The following is an 18977-nucleotide window of genomic DNA, read 5'->3' as shown; positions in this document are numbered from 1 at the left end:
TCTTTTAGCGTCGCCCCGACGGGCGTCGCCACACCTCCCCCGGAGCGGTGCTGTCACATCCCCCGAAAGAGGTAGCTGTGTATCGTCGTCTTCTTGCCGTCGTGAGCGCGGTGGCGCTCATGATCCCGGCTTCGGCGGCGTTCGCCGCCGCGCCGGATGCCGACCCCTCGTCCCGCTTCGAAGCCGCCCCCTCGCGCGGTCAGGTCTACCCGGCCACCACCCCGCTGAGCGTCGATCCGGACGGCACCGTCAGTGTCGTCGTCGAGATGGCGGGCGACCCCGTAGCCGTCGTGGAGGCGCAGCAGGGCCGCGACCTCAGTGACGACGAGAAGGCGTCCATCAAGGACGATCTCGCGCAGGCGCAGGCGCCGGTGGCCGAGACGATCACGAATGAGGGCGGCACTGTCGAGGCGACGATGCAGTCGGCCTACAACGGCATCCAGGCATCCCTCCCCGCCGACAAGGTCGATGCCGTGGCGAGCCAGCCGAACGTCGTCGCGGTACACGCCGCCGCGAACCACACGATCGAGAACGCCACCTCCGTGCCGTTCCTCGGGGTGCCGCAGGTGTGGCAGAACACCGGCTACACGGGCCAGAACGTCAAGGTCGGCATCATCGACACCGGCATCGACTACACGCACGCGAACTTCTCCGGCCCCGGCACCGTCGCCGCGTTCGACGCAGCCAAGGCCGTATCGACCCAGCCCGCCGACCCTGCGCTCTTCGGGCCGACGGCGCCCCGCGTCAAGGGCGGGACCGACCTCGTCGGCGACGACTACATCGGCACCAATACGCCGCAGCCCGACCCGAATCCGCTCGACTGCGAAGGCCACGGCAGCCACGTTGCCGGCACGGCTGCAGGCGGTGGCGTCTCCGCGGGCGGCACGTCCTACACGGGTCCTTACGACGCATCGACGCCCTCACACAGCTTCGACATCGGCCCCGGCGTCGCGCCGCAGGCAGACCTCTACGCGATCCGCGTCTTCGGCTGCACGGGCTCGACCAACGTCGTCGTGCCCGCGATCGACTGGGCCGTTGCGAACGGCATGGACGTCATCAACATGTCGCTCGGCTCCGACTTCGGCCGCGGCAACACCCCCGACGCCGTCGCTGCCGCCAACGCGATCGGCGCAGGCGTGGTCGTCGTCGCCTCGTCGGGCAACGCAGGTTCGAGCCCATACATCACCGGGTCACCGGCATCCGGTGACGGCGTGATCTCGGTCGCCGCAATGGACAGCACGGCCGAGTTCCCCGGCGCGAGCATCTCGTTCGCCGGCACCACGGCCGACGCGATCAACGCGAACGGCGCCGACCTCTCCAGCATCCCTCCGCTCACGATCGTGCGGCTCACGGGTCCGAATGCGCTCGGATGCTCCGCAGCGGCGTTCACCGCAGCGGGCATCGTGCCGGGGCAGAACCAGGTGGCGGTCGCCGACCGCGGGACGTGTGCGCGCGCGGCCAAGGCGATCTTCGGCCAGCAGGCGGGAGCGGCGGCCGTGATCATGGCCAACAACGTCGACAGCCTGCCCCCGTTCGAAGGGGCGATCACCTCGAACCCCGACGACGGCACGCCGTACACGGTCACGATTCCGTTCCTCGGCGTCACGAGCTCGACCGGGGTGGCGCTGACGGCCGCCGCCGGCCAGTCGCTCACGATCACCCCGAAGGAGATCCAGAACCCCGGCTTCCGCGGCTACGCGAGCTTCACCTCGAGCGGACCGCGCAGTGGCGACAGCGCGATCTCGCCGGATGTCGCGGCCCCAGGCGTCTCGATCCGTTCGACCGCGGTAGGAACCGGCGCCGGCAGCGAGGTGCTCTCGGGCACGTCGATGGCGGCTCCGCACGTCGCCGGTGTCGCCGCACTGACGGTGCAGGCCCACCCGGGCTGGAAGGCCGCACAGGTCTCGGCCGCGATCGTCTCGACCGCCGACCCGGAGGGGATCGCGAACGTCGATCCGACGCTCGGCGGTCTGGGCCTGGTCGACGCCGCCCAGGCGGTGTCCACCCAGGTGACCGCCACCGGCGACGCGTTCCGCACCGACAGTGGATGGCTCCGCGAGTCGGCCCTGAGCTTCGGCTTCCAGGAATCCGCTCTCGGCTTCGCGGGGGTGAAGACGATCACGGTGCAGAACAAGGGGGATCACGCGGTCACCTACAAGGTCTCATCGGCGCCGACGCCCCAGTCCGCCGAGGCGAAGGTCTTCCTGAGTCGCAATTCGATCACGGTGCCTGCGGGTGGCAAGGGAACGATCATCGTCGCCCTCGGCGCAGCCGCGAGCAAGATCGGCTCGTCGCTGAGCACCACCGACCAGTTCGCGTTCTACGAGTTCTCCGGCGATGTCGTGCTGTCGTCGGCGGACTCGACCCTCCGCGTGCCGTACCTGCTCGTGCCGCGGTCGACCAGCCGCGTGACCGCGTCGAGCACAGGCCCGTGGTTCCGGCCGAACGCGACGGTGAAAGACCAGACGAAGAAGGTCACGCTGCGCAACCCCCTCGGCGCGCTCGCGGGGGCGGCCGACTTCTACACCTGGGGCCTGAGCGATGACAAGGACGTGCCCAAGACGCTCACCGACTCGGGCTATGACCTGCGTGCCGCAGGAGTCCAGTCCTTCGACGCGCCCGACGGCAAGCTCCTCGCTTTCGCGGTCAATACGCACAAGCGCTGGTCGAACGCGGCCTCGAACGAGTACGACGTGAACGTCGACACGAACGGCGACGGCACGACCGACTGGACGGTGTTCTCCGCCGACAGCGGTGCGGTCCGGACCGGGACGGCGGACGGGGTGAGCGAAGTGTTCGCCTTCGATCACGCCACCGGCGCCACGCTCGCGGCGGGCTACCTCGCCACGGCCCCGACCGACAGCAGCACGATCATCCTGCCGGTGAACGCGAGCGACCTCGGCCTGACCGCCGACGCCGGCACGTTCAGCTACTCCGTCGAGAGCTTCGGCGTGGTCGACGGCGGGTCGGACAGCATGGCGGGCCCGGCGGTCTACAACCCCTGGTCGCCTGCGCTCTCGAACGGTCAGTTCGTTGAGGTGCCGCGCAACGGCTCGGTGAACGTGGATGTCGCGATAAACGCCGCCGCATTCGCCGCGCAGCACCCGCTCGGCGTGATGAGCGTGGTGCTGGACAACGCGTCAGGACCGGGCGAAGCCATCCTGATCAAGGCGAAGTGACCGACTGACCGCGATCGCGCGTGGCGTTCTCCTGCGGGGGGACGCCACGCGGCGTTTCCGGCAGGCTCAGCGTTCGCAGAGCACGGGGGTGTCATCCGCCCCGAAGCGGTAGTCGTAGTTCGTGCCGTCGACCGAGATGATCACCTGCATGCCGTCGATCAGCGCCTGCGTATAGCTCTGTCCGGGCTGCGGGCACCCCAATGCGCCGTTCTGCCACGTGTTCGCCGTCGCCGAGACGATCTGCGGCGGTGAACCGGTGACGCCTCGGGCGGCCAGATCGGCGACGATCGCGCTCCACTTCGCCGTGGGCAGCTCCGCCGGAGCGCCGGTGGCGGTGGGGATCGGGCCGGGCGTCGTGGTCTGGAACGGGGGACGCGTGCTCGACGAGGCGGGCGGATCGGCCATCGTTCCTCCTGTGCATGCGGTCAGCGACAGGAGCAGTACGGCGCCGGCGAGCGCCATCGCGGTTCGGTTCATGTCGGCTCCTCGGATCGCCTACACGATAGCCCGCACACCTGCGCGTTGTCCGAGCGCGTCGAGAGTCTGGCTGGCCGAGCCGGAGACGCACCCCCCGCGAATCGCGAGACCTCAGCGCCTCCACTAGCGTTGTCGCATGACGAAGGCAACACGGCGGGGGATCCTCGCCGGCGTCAAAGCGATCGTCACCGTCATCGTCCTGCTCGCGCTGGGCGCGGGCATCGGAGCCGTCGTCGGCGATGCGCTCGGCATCCGCTCCGCACCCGCCGCGCAGATGGATTCCGCCCCGCCCGTTGTGCCCGCCGTGTCGGCCGTCGTCCCGCCGCCGGTGTTCACGACGGTGGATGCTCCCGACACGCAGCGCGTCGACGTCGCGATGGAAGAGTTGGCGGATGCTGTGGCCGCCGCCCCCGTTCGTGTCGGTGAAGCGACCCTCACCGTCGTGGCCGGGGGCGGCGACGAGGCAGACGACACGTACCGGCTCACCGGGGCGCCTGCCGCGCTGCGCGTGGAGGCAGCCAGCCAGACCGGCGCCGTGCGCGGCATCTACGATCTGGCCGCGGCGATCAGAGGCGGCCACTCGGTGGCTGAGCACCTGGGGGAGCAGGTCACCTCGCGCCTGCCGTTCCGGATGGTGGATCTCGGCGCGGTCGGCGTCACGCCGGACCCCGCCCAATGGGCGCCGGGGACCGACTATTCCCACGCGTCGAAGGCGTTCGCGGATGTACTCCTGCCCGACGCGCCCTACATCGATCAGACCGCGCTCGCCGCGGCCTACGCCGACTTCGACGTGTTCCTGCGGCATTCGCTCGCGAACGGCTACAACGCGGTGGCCTTCCCCGGACTCGTGGAATACCTCACCTTCGCGGACGCGCCCGAAGGCCCCGTCTACGGCGAGGGCGACGATCACGCCGCCAAAGCGCTCGCCCTGCGCGACGCGTTCGGACCCTTCTGGGCCCACGCGGCAGACCTCGGCATGAAGGTGTACCTCCGCACCGACATGCTCACCCTCACGACTCCGCTGCAGCAGTACCTCGAGCGCCGATTCGGATCGCTCGACACTGAGAATTCCGGGCTCTGGGACGTGTACGCCGCCGGCCTGGACGAGCTCTACGCGGCCGAGCCGGCGCTGTCGGGCGTGCTCATCCGCATCGGCGAGGCCGGCCGCGTGTACGACGTTCCGGGCTGGGACTACTACTCGGCGCTGGCGGTCACCAGCGTCGACGCCGTGCGGACGATGCTGCAGACCCTCACCGCGCAGGCCGAGGCATCCCAGCATGAAGTGATCTTCCGCAGCTGGAGCGTCGGAGTCGGCGCGGTCGGTGACATGCACACGAACCCCGTCTCGTACGAGGCCGTGCTTGCGGGCATCGATTCGCCTGCACTCATCGTCTCGACGAAGTACACCCTCGGCGACTTCTACAGCTGGGTGCCGCTGAACGACACCCTCGAACAGGGCTCGCAGCGGCGGATCATCGAATTCCAGGCGCGCCGCGAGTTCGAGGCGTTCGGCTCGTTCCCCAACGACCTCGGGCCGCAGTACCAGTGGGCGATCCAGAAGCTGCTGGCCGCGAATCCCAAGATCGAAGGCATCTGGAACTGGACGCAGGACGGCGGACCCTGGCGCGCAGGACCCATGTCGCTGTATCTGAAGTCGGGGTTCTGGCAGCTGTACGAACTCGACACGCAGCTCGCCGCATCCCTCGCCCGCGATCCCGGCGCCGACGTCGGCGAGATCACGGTCGACTGGGCGCGGCGCTGGTTCTCGGACGACCCGGCCACCGTCACCGCGATCGCCGACGCCATGGCGCTGTCGCGGAGCGCGGTCGAGCAGGGGCTCTACATCCAGCCGTACGCCGAGCAGAAGGTGTTCGCGATCGGTCTCGAGCCGCCTCCGATGATGTGGATCTTCGAGTGGGACATCCTCACCGGCGACTCCGCCGCGCTGGATGTCATCTACGCAATCGCACGCGACGCGACCGGCGGAGACATCGATGCCGCGATCGCCGGGGGCCGGCAGGCGGTGACGGATGCCGAGCAGATGCGCGCACTCATCGGGTCGACCGATGCGGCGACCTGGCACGGCACGGCGATTCACGACGAGTTCGTGGGCACGATGGACTACCAGGTCGACGTCTTGCGGATGCTGTCGGCCTACCGCGCGATGGTGCTGCACCAGGCGGAGTGGCACGACACCCTCTCCGCTGACGCGTACACCGCGTGGTCGTCGGATCGCGATGCCTTCGAGGCCCTCGCCGCGGCGCACGTCGCGCGCTACGAAGGCGACGTCTTCTACCCCTCGTGGAACCTCGCGGCCGCCGAGCTGGGCGTACAGCGCGCCGACCGCGATCTGGCGATGGCGTGGATGGCGCGGGTCCTCCTGCTGCTCGCGCTGGCGTGGGTCGTGATCGGCATGCTCGCCGCCCGCACCCGGCTCGTCGGGCGTCCGGGTGCGGCCGCCGCGAGGGCGACGTGGATCTCGTCGTTGCGTCCGTGGCGCGCACGGGAATCGACTCTCGGGATGCTGCCGCTCGACCGTTGGCTGCTCCTCACGGTTCCCGGGCTGCTGTTGGTCGCGACGCGCGCGGTGCAGACGTCGTTGCTCGCGCCGGTCCAGCTCGCCGTGACGCTCGGGGCGTGGCTCGTGTTCCTCGCCGTGGTGCGGCTGCTCCTCGGCAGGCGATCGCCCTGGCCCGTGATCACGGCGGTCGGTGGCGTGATCATGCTGCGGTGCATCGTGGCGCTCGCGGCCCTGTCGCTGTCGGGTCCCGGTGGGTACTGGTTCGCGTTCTGGACCGACCCGGTGCGCCGCACGATCTACATCTCGATCGCGTTCGCCCTGTTCGTCTGGGTGTTCGTCGCGGCCGGCTGGGCGCTCGCGAGCCAGGTCGGCGCGCGTCGCGCGACCGGGATCGTGCTGGCCGCGGTCGGGGCGGCGCTCGCGGTGCCCTCGGCGATCGTCGCGGCGATCGGACTCGAGACGGCGCTGACCGCGTGGAACGATCAGCTCGGGCTGCTGCCCTGGGGGCTCGCACGCATCCTCGGCATCACGGTGTACCTCGATATCCCGGCCGACACTGCGTGGTGGGCCGCGGCGTTCGGCGCGATCCTGCTCGTGATCGGCATCCTGCTCGCCGTCCCGTGGCGCTCCCGCGCCGCGCGCCCGGTGGCTCAGCGGGCGTAGATCGGCGGGGCGCTCGCGCCCGGCGAAGTGCCACGGGTCGAGACGATGTCTTTGCGCCCGATCGTCCGTCGTGCACTCTCGCGTCGCACCTCGCTCCACGCCCCGCGCAATGCACCCTGAACGCCCGCAATGCACCCTCGATCTTCGGAATGCACCCTCGACTCCGATCGAGGGTGCATTGCGGGAGGGGTGTCGGCGCCCGCGCCTACACTGGAACGGCCATGACCGACGCATCCATCCCCGTCATCGTCGGCGGCGACACCGGTCCGCAAGGTGGTGCCGCAGGCGCCCGCCCCGACGCCGACCTGCTCGAGGGCCTCAACCCCCCGCAGCGCGAAGCCGTGATCTATCGCGGGCAGGCGCTTCTCATCGTCGCCGGCGCGGGATCGGGCAAGACCAGCGTGCTCACGCGTCGCATCGCGTCGCTTCTGCGCAACCGAGAGGCGTGGCCCAGCCAGATCCTCGCCATCACCTTCACGAACAAGGCCGCGGGCGAGATGCGCGAACGCGTCGCCCAGCTGGTCGGCGACCGCGCGCAGGGCATGTGGATCTCGACGTTCCACTCGGCCTGCGTGCGCATCCTCCGCCGCGAGGCCGAGGCGTTCGGGTTCACGAAGTCGTTCACGATCTACGACTCGGGCGATACCCGGGCCCTCCTCAAGCGCCTCGTGAAAGAGCACGAGGCCGACGCATTCGGCCTGACCCCCGGCTCGGTCATGAGCAAGATCTCGAAGCTCAAGAACGAGCTGTCGGATGCCGAGTCCTACGCCCGGTCGGCGAACATGTCAGACCCTGCCGAACGCGTGTTCGTCGAGGTGTTCGGCGACTACCAGCGCGCGCTGCAGCGCGCGAACGCGTTCGACTTCGACGACCTCATCGGCCAGACGGTCTTCCTCTTCCGCGCGTTCCCGAAGATCGCCGACACGTACCGGCGCCGCTTCCGGCACATCCTCGTCGACGAGTACCAAGACACCAACCACGCCCAGTACGCCCTGATCAACGAGCTCACGCGGCCCGTGGGCTCGGACGCCCAGCCCTTCGAGGGCTCCGGCGGAATGATGATCTTCGAGGCGACCCCCGAGCCCGGTTCCGATACGGATGCCGCATCCCTCACCGTCGTCGGAGACTCCGACCAGTCGATCTACGCGTTCCGGGGCGCAGACATCCGCAACATCACCGAGTTCGAGCGCGACTACCCCGGAGCCAAGGTCGTGCTGCTCGAGCAGAACTACCGCTCGACGCAGAACATCCTGACCGCGGCCAACTCGGTGATCGGCAACAACTTCGACCGCAAAGACAAGAAGCTGTGGACCGACGTCGGCGCCGGCGAGAAGATCGTCGGTTTCACCGGCTACTCGCAGCACGACGAGGCCCAGTTCGTCGCCGACGAGGTCGAGGCGCTTCATCGCACGAATGTCGACTACTCGCAGATGGCGGTGTTCTACCGCACGAACTCGCAGTCGCGCGCGCTGGAGGAGATCTTCATCCGCTCGGCGATCCCGTACAAGATCATGGGCGGTACGAAGTTCTACGAGCGCGCCGAGATCAAAGACGCCATGGCCTACCTCGTCGCGATCGCGAACCCCGCCGACGAGATGGCGGTGCGCCGCATCCTGAACAAACCGCGCCGCGGCATCGGCGACGTCACCGAGACCTCGATCGCCCGATACGCGGCCGACCAGCAGATCACGTTCCGCGATGCTCTCGCGAACTCGTCGGCCCTCGGCGTCGGCCCCAAGATCCAGGCGGCGATCGCGCAGCTGGATGCCGTGCTCGTCGAAGCGGCCGAGATCATGCTGCCCGCATCGGGCGAGCTCGCGCCCCCCACCGCGGTCGCGGAGGGGCTGACGCTACTGCTCCAGAAGAGCGGCTACATGTCGGCGCTGCGTCAGAGCAAAGACCCGCAGGACGAAGCGCGACTGGAGAACCTCGACGAGCTCATCGCGGTCACCCGCGAGTTCGCGCGCAACAACCCCGAGGGCACCGTGATCGATTTCCTCACCGAGGTCGCGCTCGTCTCCGATGCGGACGATCTGGAGGATGCCTCGGGCTCGGTCTCGCTCATGACCCTGCACACCGCGAAGGGCCTCGAGTACGACGCCGTGTTCGTCACCGGTGTCGAGGAAGACCTCATCCCGCACCGCATCTCGGCCGGCGAGCCCGGCGGCCCGCAGGAGGAGCGACGCCTTTTCTACGTCGGCATCACGCGGGCTCGCAAGCGCCTCTACATGTCGCTCGCGATGACCCGCGCCCAGTTCGGCGAGGTCACCGTCGCGATGCCGAGCAGGTTCCTGCAGGAGATCCCCGCCGACCTGATCGACTGGCGGCAGTCGCCGGGCGACGTGAATTCCCGCGGCGGCATGCAGTCGCGTGCGCTCAACGCGCGGCGTCCGGGCGGTTCGGGCGGTGGGTCCGGGGGAGCGGCGCCTGCGCGCCGGTTCGGCGACGACCTCGTGCCGCGCTCGACCGCTCTCGATCGCTTCCCCAACCGCATCCCTGCGCGGGTGCGCGACAACGGCGACATGGTGCTGGGCGCGGGCGACCGCATCCGTCACGAGGATTTCGGTGAAGGGCGCGTCGATGCCGTCACCGGCGAGGGCGCGAAGCGGGTCGCGCACGTGCGGTTCGACAAGATCGGGGCCAAGAAGCTCCTCATCAAGATCGCGCCCATCGAGAAGCTTTAGCTCACCGCCCTCGGGCGCTCCGTTGCGCGGTCTCGCCGGCGGGGTTCGCGGGGAGCAGGGCGAGCGTTTCGCGCAACGCACGCGCCGCCGACGCGCCGGCTCCGCGCCATGCTTGTCCGGCGACGAGTATCACGCGATCGTCCAGCGCGATCCAGTGAGAGTGGATGCCCCTCGTGGGAGAACGCACGTCGATGAGGTCGAAACGGTGCGCGTGTGCGAGCAGCTCGATGGCATCGTTGCGGGCGGCGCGAGCGGTGGGAAATGATGCGGTTCGCAGAGCGATGGTGAGGTCGTTGCGCGCGCGGAGCGCCCAGAAGAGTCCGCCCGGCTCGGCGACACTGTCGATCGGTCCGGGCAGCAGTGCTTCGCGGCCGTCCACCGGCATCATCGCCAGCACTTCGCGGCGGACGGCGCTGCGCCCGGCGTGGCGGGCGGCGTCGACGGATCGGTCGAATACCTCGATGGGCAGAGGGCGCGGCATCGCGAGAGGTTCCCGCGGCTGTGCGGGCGCGAGCGAAGTCATGGGGTCTCCTCGGTGGGGCCGGGTGAGGGGGTGGTGGGGCGCGGGGACGGAGTCGAGGGCGCCGACAGCGCCAGCGCGACCGTGACACCGACGCGCAGCACTGTGCCTGCTCCGGGTTGGCTGACGCTCACGGTCGACCCGGCGCTGGCCGTCCGGTCGGCGGCGACAGCGAACCCTGCTGACTCGATGAGAGCGGCCGCCGCGGCATAGCTCATGCCTGAAACCTGGGGCACGACGTTGTTGCCGGAGGCGATGGTGACCGTGACGGAATCGCCGACGCCGACCGACTGACCGGCGGAGGGATGCTGCGACAACACGCGATCGGCGGCTTCAGCCGACTCGATCCGCGTGACGGTGCCGAGCACGAGTCCGGCTCCTCGCAGGGCCGCCTCGGCGTCGGCGAGGCTGCCGTACAGTGCGGGGATTACGACGGCCTCCGGTGTCGGCGGCGCAGATTCCGCCGGCGCAGGTGGCGCGGCGGACGCGACGGGTGCGTCGGACGGCGGGGCCGACGCGCTCTCAGATGTGGCGGAGGTGGGTGCCGGCGCGGGTGAGGCCGGCGTCGTCGCAGATGCGACGGCGGCCCAGCCGGCCAGGGCGAGGATCACCGCGCCTGCGACTCCCACGGCGAGCCCGGTGCCGCTGCGGGCGACCGTGGGCGCCACCTCGCCGACCGGGGCGGGCGAGAGATAGCCGAGATCGCTCACCTCGCCGGCCGATGCAAAGATGCGGGTGGCCTGGGTCGACCGCGGTTCGCCGGCGGCGAGATTCGCGCCGCCACGCGCACCCGCCCCGCTCGCACTCGCCTCACCTGCCACCGGCACCGCGGCTGCCTGCACCGCGGTGAGGAACTCGCCGGCGTCGCGGAAGCGATGGGCGGGCGTCTTGGCCATCGCCCGCGTGACCAGCCGGTCGAGCGGGCGGGCGGCCGGTGCAAGAGCCGACGGCACCGGCGGGGGCGCAGCGACGTGCGCCTGCAGCACCTGCTCGGTGGTGGCGCGCGGAAACGGCGCACGTCCGGTGAGAGCGAAGTACAGCACCGCGCCGGCCTGATAGAGATCCGACACTGCGCGGACCGCGAGGCCCTGCGCCTGCTCGGGAGACATGAACGCCGCGTTGCCCACGACGCCGGCCCCCGTCGGCACCCACTCCTCCGACGATCCGGCCAGCAGCACGTCCACGCCGATCGTCGAGCGCCCGGTGATATCGGCCAGGCCGAAGTCGAGCAGGCGCACCATGTCGGGGGCCAGGGGAGCGCCCGCGGCGCGGTCGCCGACGCCGTCCAAGACGATGTTCTGCGGCGAGATGTCGCGGTGGATGATGCCCGCGGCGTGCGCGGCGGCCAGGGCCGACAGCATCCCCTCTGCGACGGCGACGGCGTCGGCAGGCGAGAGCCGCCCGGTCGCGTCGACCCACTCGCGCAGCGTGGGTCCGTTCAGCAGGTCGAGCGCGATCCAGGGCATCGTCACTCCGGCTGCGTCGTGAAGGCCCGCGCCCCGCACCCGCACCACGTTGGGGTGATGGAGGGCCATGACGTGCTCCGCTTCGCGCAGAAACGCGACGCGCGAGGCCTCGTCGACGCAGAGATGCGGATGCAGTAGCTTCACCGCGACCGATTTGCCGGGGTGCGGCGCACCGACGTCGATCGCGGCGAACACCGACCCGGTGCCGCCCACGCCGAGCAGTTCGCCGAGTGCATAGCGCCCGGCGATGAGTCCGTCTGCGGCATCCGTCATCGGGGGGTTTCCTCCACAGGAGGAACCGGTGACAGCGCGTGCACAGATGCGCCCTCGCAGCGCCATCCGAGATGGCGTCGTCGGTAGCGTGCTTGGCAGGTGTCCTTGGCTGCGGGCAGAATGGAGGGTATGTCAGTGACTCCCGAGGTGATCGGCGTCATCGTCGCGATCGCGGTCGCGGCGGGCGGGCTGTTCGGTGGCCTGAGTGCGCTTCTCCGAGGGCAGATGTCGAAGATCGATGCGCGGTTCGACAAGGAGGCGGCTCGCGTCGACGCCCGGTTCGATCGCGTCGAGGCCGAGCTGACCGACCTCAGGGCCGGGTTGACCGACGTCCGGGTCGAGCTGACCGAGGTCAAGGTCGCGATCGCCCGGCTCGAGGGCCCGACCCCTCGACTCGCCCTGAGGTAGCAGCGCGCGGCACGGAGCCCGAGCGCCCGGCGTGCGCTGCACATCATCCGAACCGGCCGTTGACGTAGTCGTAGGTGCGCTCGTCCTGCGGTTCGGAGAACATCGCGTCGGTGTCGCCGTACTCGACGATCGCCCCGGGGGTTCCCTGAGAGGCGAGGAAGAACGCGCATTGCTGCGACACGCGCTGCGCCTGCTGCATGTTGTGGGTGACGATCACGATCGTCACTTCCTTCTGCAATTCGCCCATGGTCTCTTCGATCACGCGGGTCGAGGTGGGGTCAAGGGCCGAGCAGGGCTCGTCCATCAGCAGCACTTTGGGTTTGACCGCGAGCGATCGCGCGATGCAGAGTCGCTGCTGCTGGCCGCCGGATAGGCCGCCGCCGGGCGCGCGTAGGCGGTCTTTGACCTCTTTCCACAGGCCGGCCGAGGTCAGCGACCGCTCGACCAGTTCGTCTTTCTCGTCGCGCGAGGCGCGGATGCCGGTGAGTTTGAGCCCCGCGATGACGTTGTCGTAGATCGACATCGCCGGGAACGGGTTGGGCTTCTGGAACACCATTCCGATGTGCTTGCGGGCATCCTGCAGCTTCTTCTTGCGGTCGTAGATGTCTTCGCCGTCGAGCACGACTTCGCCGGCGAGAGATGCCGAGGGCACGAGCTCGTGCATGCGGTTGAGGATGCGCAGGAACGTGGATTTGCCGCATCCGGACGGCCCGATGAGAGCTGTGACCGCGCCGGCAGGCATCGTGAGAGACACCCGTTCGAGCACCTTGTGCGTGCCGAACCACGCCGAGACCTCACGTGCGTCCAGAGACGACAGCGGTCGCTGCGGCGGCTGCTGGGCCCACGCCTGCGCGATCTCGGCGTCGGCGTCGCGCTCGGTCTCAGCGGCCGGCGCCGGCAGTACCGTCGTCACGTCGCGATCATCGGTGGGCAGCGGCCGCGAGGTGGCCACATCGTCCATCGAAACGCGAGCAGCGATCAACTCTGCCTCGGCCGACGAGAGGGAGGGGTGGACGATGGTGATGTCGTCTGGTTCGGTCATTTTGCGCGCTAATCTTTCGGGTCGAGGTCAGAGAAGATTCGGGAGAGCGTTCATCACGAGATCGCTCGTGGTGACACCCAGGACGATGAGCACGGGGACGCCTACCAGCCAGGCGTGCCAGCGCCCCCATGATCGCCAGAGCCACCACATGCCGATCCCCGCCGCTGCGAAGAAGACGAACGCGAAGAAGGCGCTGAACCATGCGGCCCCGTTCTGGCCCATCGCGCGTTCGTCTGGGGGGAGGGCCGGGTAGCTCATGACTCTCGACGGCGTCTGCTGCGCTTTCGACACCAGGTCGGCATCGACGTGGAGCACCCCCGAGGGGAACAGGGCGAGACCGTCGGCCGTCTGCAGCTCTAGTCGCCCTTCACCGCGCCCGAGGGCTTGAGGCATCGGGTCGCCCGCGCGCCGCAGGCTCACGACGCGGAAGGTGTTGGTGCCCTGGCCGGTGGTGACGGTGATCTCATCGCCGGGCACCAGACGGTTCACCTGCGAGAAGGGGCCGCCGTAGGCCAGTTGGCGACCGAGCACGACAGCGGTCCCTGCCTGGCCCGGCATGACACTGTCACGGCGATGACCGATTCCTGAGCGCAGCACCTCCGAGCTCGAGCCTTCGAGCATGACCTCCGACAGCCCGATCGAGGGGGCTTCGAGCAGGCCGACGGGGGTGCCGATCGGCGTCATGTCTTCCTCGCCGACGAGCTGCCCGACGGGCGTCTCGGCCTTCGCGAGCCCCTCGCGGAGCGCGGAGTAGGCGATCGTCTGGGCGCGATAGTGCTGCGCCGTCGACAACACGGCAACGTGCGCGACGAACGACAGCAGAAGGAGGGATGCGGTGAGGATGGCCGCCCCGAGCCACCAGCGCCCGTCGCGCGGTGCCGGGGTACGGGGGGCGGGTGCGGGCAGCCGCGAGCGCGGTCGGCGGGGTGTGCGCGGAGGGCGGGCCGGCGCCGGCCGGCGCGGCTGTCGAGGAGCGGGCTCCCTGCGGATTACCTCAGTGACCTCGGTGGCGTCGACTGCGGCCGACTCGGTGTCGGTGCTCACGCGGCGGCCGCCTCAACGGGCAGGGGGGCGCGCATCGTGCGGATCGCCCACCACGCGCCGAGGGCGAGGAGAATCGCGCCCAGCCCGCCCCCGATCCACCACAGCCACGGTGGGACGCCCTGGGGCCCGGCGCTCGCGGCGCCGTTCGTCGTGCCGATGAGAAGCTCGGCCGTCGAGGTCACGCCGCACCATCCGGTGAACTGCAGCGCGTGCGTGCCGGCGAGGGTGTCGGCGGCCAGCGAGAACTGCGCCGTGACGGCGCCGGCGGCGTCGGCCGTGAAGCTGCCCACGAGGGTCGGGTCATCGAAGAAGACGAGCTGCACCTGCTCGGCGGCGCCGAACCCGGTCGCCGTCGCGTTGACGGTGTCGCCGGCGGCGTAGATCGGCTTGTCGACGGATGCCGGTGTGCCACCGGTGGCCGGAACGGTCGGCACGGCGGGCTGCTTCGGGACGCAGGCTGTCGAAGTGGTTCCCGCCGCGCTCACCGGGGCGGAGCCGCCACCGGCACTCGATCGAGTGGTCGTGGTGGTGACCGAAGCCGGAGCGCCGCCCGAGCCGCTCGTCAGCGGAGGGATCGTCGTGGCGGGGGTCGAGGGCGCCGGTGTCGCGGTCGGAACCGAGACTGACACGGTGCTGCTGCTGGTGGCGTCGGGCGCGGGGTCGGCGGCTCGACTCGCGTCGACAGGCCCTGCCCACAACGCTGCGGCGATGACGGCGGAAGCGGCCACGCGGAGGATTCGGGAGCTCATCGGACGGTCTCGCTTTCGGGCTGAGTGGGGACGGCAGCAGCGGTGGATGCCGCGGCGCGCTCTTGTTCGCGGATCTCGTCGGCGTACGCGGCAAGGTCTTCCGCCAGGAGCTGTCGAGAGCGGCGGCGCCGCCACACGATGAGCGCAATGGCGGCGATCACGACGACGACGATGAGGAGCAGCATCCAGGGCACTGCCCACGCGACCGCCGAGGTGGTGACCGATGCGGGCAGGGGGTCGGCCGCGGCGATGCCGCCCGCGGGGATCGCGGTGAGGGCGATGTTCGCGGTTACGAGCAGCAAGGGAGGAGTGCCAGGCAGCTCGGCTTCGACGTGTGCGACGCCGCCGGGCACGATGTTCTGCACCGGGGGGAGCGTGACGGTGCCGAGCGCGATTCCGAATGGCCCGGTCAACCGCACTTCGGGCTGCACCGAGACGCGGCTGTTGCCGAGGTTGCTGATGTCGAAGCCGGCGCGGGCGGTGCCGCCGCCGATCGGGTTGAGGGAGGCGTCGAAGCCGGCCACGGCGCCTTGCACGCCGATGCCGGGCGAGAGCGGCCCGTCGACCCGCAGGTAGATGCGGGTGCCGACACGGTCTTCGCGGCGGATGGTCGTGCCGTCACCGCCGCCCGTGGTCGCGTACGACGCGACGATGCCGGCGGAGTGGTCGCCGGGGGTGGCGTCTTGCGGCACGACGATCGTGAAGGGGATGTTCTTGGACGCGCCGGGGTCGAGGGTCACCGAGACCCCGAGAGCCGCCGCGCACGCGGTTTCGGCGGCGTCGTTGGTGTCGGAGCACACGGCGGGGCCGTTGTCGATCGAGGTCCAGGCGCCGAGGCCGGCCGACCCCTGGTCGGAGCCGATCAGGGTGAACGCGGCGGTGTCGTAGTCGGTCGTCGCATCGGCGGCATAGACGCGGAAGGTGGCGGCGACCGACGAGTCGTTGACCACGCCTACCCAGTCGGTGATCGCCGTGCCGGGGGCCACCTGGAACGAGAACTCGTTGCGACCGTCGGGTCCGGTCGGGGTCGAGGGGTGGATGCCCCACGTGATGTCGCCGTCGTCGGCCGCCGCGGACTGCACGGCGAGACCGCCGACCGCACCGATGAGCGCGACGACGGCGATGGCGCGTGTGATGAGGGGGCGGAGCGTCATTGTGTTCCTGCTCGGGTGGAAAGCTGCGGGTGAAATCGGCATGGTGGTCCGTCGCGCCTCGCCGACGCGACGGACCACCCGGTCAGGAGTCGGCTCAGATGAGCGTCAGCGTGATCGTTCCGGTGTAGTTGCCGGCGGGAGCGTCGGCTGGAGTCTTCAGCGTGATGCCCGCACCGATCTGCGTGGTGACGTTCGGTGTGGTGGAGGCGGTTCCGGTTGCGAGCGGCTTGTCGCCCGTGAGGCCGCCGTTCTCGCCGGCCGTGACCGCGGCGCCCGCCGTGCCTGCACCCGAGACCTTCGTCGGCGTCCAGCCCACGTTGCTCGCCGAGATAGAGCTGTCACCGTTCGACAGGGCCGACACGCGGCCGTTGAGCGTCCACGATCCCGATGTGATCTGGCGGTCGTCTTTCACCTCGACCGTGCCGAGCTCACCGCTCGCCTCCCAGGTCTGGCCGACTGTGCGCTGAGTCGAACCGGTCAACGTGATCGCCTGCGGCTTGACGGAGATCTTGAGACCTGTCGGGGTGGGGGTGGCGGCCGTCGGGACAGTGACGCCGACGGTGGACTCTGACGTGTCAACAGACGGGACCGCCTGCGTGGTCACACCCACCGAGCCGGCGGATGCCTCGTGCGTGGCGTCGCCCGAATACTCGGCGGTGAACGCGTAGGCCGTGGCCGCGGTGAGGTCGGTGAGGGTGGTCGTGGCGATACCGCCCGAGACCGCGGCGGGCGTGCCGATCGCGGAGCCGTCCTTCTTGAACTGGACGGTACCGGTCGCCTCATTGGGTGCGACGGTTGCGGTGAGTGTCGCGCCGGTCTGCGTGACTTCCGATGAGGCGAGTGTCGTGGTGGTCGCGGTTTTAGTTGGGCCGGCGACGTCAACGATCCGCCAGGTGTCGCCCTCGATGACGCCGTGCGCGACGTAGTTCTCTTGCGAGGGAACGAAGAAGCTGTTGCCGTTGCGGAAGCCTGCGAGCAGAATCGTGAACGTCGAGCCCTTACCGTCAGTGAGCGGAAGCCCGAGGCTGGCGTCGCCAAGGCTGCGTTGGAATCGGGTCCAGCTGAACGGCCCGGTCATGTCGACGTTCTCGTCGATGACGTTGATGTCCGCGAGGAAGCCACGCCGCGCGACGAGGTCGCTGTCCTGCGGATAGATCTGGCTGACGACGAGCATGGCGCCGCCCCGTTGCGAGGCCGAGAACCCATTATCAGTCCACGCACGCGTGAAGAGCGTCTTCTCAGAGAAAGAACCACTCGAAGGCTCCAGATGGAGGGTGCCGAGCGTCGTACCCCAGGTCGGGGGAATGTCAGATTCGGCGGCGTGCGCAGCCACAGGGACGCTGGTGAGTCCGGCGAGGGCGATGGCGGCGATCGTGACGAGTGTCATGAGTCGACGTTTGCGAGCGATGGGCATGGATGTCCTTTCGGGTATGAACGGTAGGAGGGAGGAAGAAGTTTGCGGACCCGGCTGGGCGGTGCGGACACCGCCCAGCCGGGCTCAATGCGCCCCGTCAGAGAGCTGCGACTCCAGCGCGGATCAGTTGCTGCGGATGGTGGTCTGACCGAGGACGTATCCCGTGCCGTTGATGACGGTCGGGCTGGCCGGGTTGGTCGACAGCTTCGCGAAGCCGAAGTCCTCAACAACCGTCGCTCCGGCGAGCACCAGTGCCGGTGCAGTGCCGACCTTCGCCGACGTGCCGGTCAACACACCCGCGAGCACAGAGTCGTACGAAGCCGTGCCCGAGGTGACTCGGTCGTATTTCACGACGTTGAACACGGGACGGAGCACCGAGAAGCCGGTGTTCAGCAGGAGCTTGCCCGCGGCGTTCGTCGTGGTCGGCGACGTGGAATCGATGTTGGCGAGAACCGCGCCGTTGCGTCGGTCGACGATCGAGAGGCCGTAGCCACCCGTCGCAACCGACTTGTTGATGTCGGTATTGCGGCTCTGCCCCAGCCACTGCGAGATCGAGAAGGGCACGATGCCCTTTGGGACGGCAGCGAGGACCGCACCGTTGTGTTCCTGGATCTGCGTGGCGGCGCCCCCGACGGTGTAGGTGTCGGAAACCGCACTGCCGAGCGTGGTTACGCCGATGGTCGTGAGCCAGAAGGTGCGGGTACCCGAGCCCGACTGCGGGAGGAACGGCACGATGTCGGCAGTGGCGTTGCTCTGCGTGCCAATGATCTTCGAGCCGATGCTCAGGGTGACCGTCGCACCGTTCGCTGCCTCGTAGATTGCCTTCAGGTCGGCCTTCGTGAGGTTGGTGATCGTGTTCGAAGAGTTCTTCGCGAACGTGACACCGTCAACCGCGAACGGCACCCATGCGTAGGTGCCGGTCGCTGACGGCGACGACGGGCCGCTCGACGAACGCGAGAATTTCACGTCGTTCGTCGTGAGAGCAGCGCTCGAGCTCTGAGTGACATTGCCGGTCGGAGTGGGAATGGTTCGCGTGTAGATCGCACCGGTTTCGGCCGCTTTCAGCGCGGCGAGACCCTGGCTCGAACCGTCCGAACGCGGCACCGTGGTGCCGGTCTGGCTCGTGAACGTGGTGGGCTGGGGCGTCGCGTCGAACGTCGAGAGCGCGAGTGGGCTCGCCGCGTTGCCCGTGTGGACAAGCGTGGCGAGTCCGGCGAGCACGTCTTGCGTCGTGTCCGAACCGACCGTCTGATAGGTCGTGCCCGGGTTGGTGACGTCGGCCTGGGCTGCCGTACCACCGAGCGCGAGCACGCCGACCGTGAGCGCAGCAATGGCGCCGAACGCCGTCGCTTTTCTGATATTCATGACTTGTTTCCTTCTGTT

The 18977-nt window shown here is 69.5% G+C and carries 13 protein-coding genes; 4 read left to right on the top strand and 9 right to left on the bottom strand.

Annotation, left to right across the window (positions count from 1 at the left end; genetic code table 11):
- The first annotated feature begins 77 nt into the window (after positions 1-77).
- Positions 78-3179: a S8 family serine peptidase gene (locus ACFE6Z_RS09205; protein WP_375385437.1), complete on the top strand. Its 3102-nt coding sequence runs from the start codon at positions 78-80 to the stop codon at positions 3177-3179.
- A 66-nt stretch (positions 3180-3245) separates the two neighbouring features.
- Here ACFE6Z_RS09205 and ACFE6Z_RS09200 read toward each other — a convergent pair whose 3' ends face one another.
- Complete coding sequence (locus ACFE6Z_RS09200; protein ID WP_375385436.1) at positions 3246-3656, bottom strand: hypothetical protein; 411 nt, start codon at positions 3654-3656, stop codon at positions 3246-3248.
- Between the two features lie 136 nt (positions 3657-3792).
- Here ACFE6Z_RS09200 and ACFE6Z_RS09195 point away from each other — a divergent pair, with 136 nt between their 5' ends.
- Together ACFE6Z_RS09195 and ACFE6Z_RS09190 are read left to right on the top strand one after the other, a co-directional pair.
- The gene (locus tag ACFE6Z_RS09195) at positions 3793-6840 is read left to right on the top strand and encodes a hypothetical protein (protein WP_375385435.1); all 3048 of its coding nucleotides are present in this window, start codon (positions 3793-3795) and stop codon (positions 6838-6840) included.
- Positions 6841-7061: 221 nt separating this feature from the next.
- Positions 7062-9524: an ATP-dependent helicase gene (locus ACFE6Z_RS09190; protein ID WP_375385434.1), complete on the top strand. Its 2463-nt coding sequence runs from the start codon at positions 7062-7064 to the stop codon at positions 9522-9524.
- A gap of 1 nt (position 9525) precedes the next feature.
- Here the strand turns inward: ACFE6Z_RS09190 and ACFE6Z_RS09185 are convergent, their stop codons facing one another.
- Positions 9526-10047, bottom strand: coding sequence for a hypothetical protein (locus tag ACFE6Z_RS09185; protein ID WP_375385433.1), 522 nt, complete (start codon positions 10045-10047; stop codon positions 9526-9528).
- Positions 10044-11783 (bottom strand): serine/threonine protein kinase, encoded by a 1740-nt coding sequence (locus tag ACFE6Z_RS09180; RefSeq protein ID WP_375385432.1) that lies wholly within the window; start codon positions 11781-11783, stop codon positions 10044-10046. Before ACFE6Z_RS09180 ends, ACFE6Z_RS09185 begins: the two co-directional genes overlap by 4 nt.
- Before the next feature lie 135 nt (positions 11784-11918).
- Between ACFE6Z_RS09180 and ACFE6Z_RS09175 the strand changes: the two genes are divergently transcribed.
- Complete coding sequence (locus ACFE6Z_RS09175; protein WP_375385431.1) at positions 11919-12191, top strand: hypothetical protein; 273 nt, start codon at positions 11919-11921, stop codon at positions 12189-12191.
- A gap of 43 nt (positions 12192-12234) precedes the next feature.
- On the opposite strand, the gene pstB is transcribed toward ACFE6Z_RS09175, so the two are convergent.
- The 6 genes from pstB to ACFE6Z_RS09145 form a co-directional block, all read right to left on the bottom strand.
- Complete coding sequence (gene pstB / locus ACFE6Z_RS09170; RefSeq protein WP_375385430.1) at positions 12235-13233, bottom strand: phosphate ABC transporter ATP-binding protein PstB; 999 nt, start codon at positions 13231-13233, stop codon at positions 12235-12237.
- A 27-nt stretch (positions 13234-13260) separates the two neighbouring features.
- Positions 13261-14277, bottom strand: a complete 1017-nt coding sequence (locus tag ACFE6Z_RS09165) for a sortase (RefSeq protein WP_375385429.1) — start codon at positions 14275-14277, stop codon at positions 13261-13263.
- Positions 14274-15026: a hypothetical protein gene (locus ACFE6Z_RS09160; RefSeq protein ID WP_375385428.1), complete on the bottom strand. Its 753-nt coding sequence runs from the start codon at positions 15024-15026 to the stop codon at positions 14274-14276. Before ACFE6Z_RS09160 ends, ACFE6Z_RS09165 begins: the two co-directional genes overlap by 4 nt.
- Positions 15023-16180: a hypothetical protein gene (locus tag ACFE6Z_RS09155; RefSeq protein WP_375385427.1), complete on the bottom strand. Its 1158-nt coding sequence runs from the start codon at positions 16178-16180 to the stop codon at positions 15023-15025. Before ACFE6Z_RS09155 ends, ACFE6Z_RS09160 begins: the two co-directional genes overlap by 4 nt.
- A 94-nt stretch (positions 16181-16274) precedes the next feature.
- Positions 16275-17567: an Ig-like domain repeat protein gene (locus ACFE6Z_RS09150; RefSeq protein WP_375385426.1), complete on the bottom strand. Its 1293-nt coding sequence runs from the start codon at positions 17565-17567 to the stop codon at positions 16275-16277.
- Positions 17568-17717: 150 nt separating this feature from the next.
- Positions 17718-18959: a substrate-binding domain-containing protein gene (locus tag ACFE6Z_RS09145; protein WP_375385425.1), complete on the bottom strand. Its 1242-nt coding sequence runs from the start codon at positions 18957-18959 to the stop codon at positions 17718-17720.
- Positions 18960-18977 lie beyond the last annotated feature (18 nt).

This window comes from uncultured Microbacterium sp. (assembly GCF_964244775.1).
Taxonomy (GTDB): domain Bacteria; phylum Actinomycetota; class Actinomycetes; order Actinomycetales; family Microbacteriaceae; genus Microbacterium.
The sequence above is the reverse complement of the archived record's forward strand: the minus strand, read 5'-3'. Positions and strand labels throughout refer to the sequence as shown.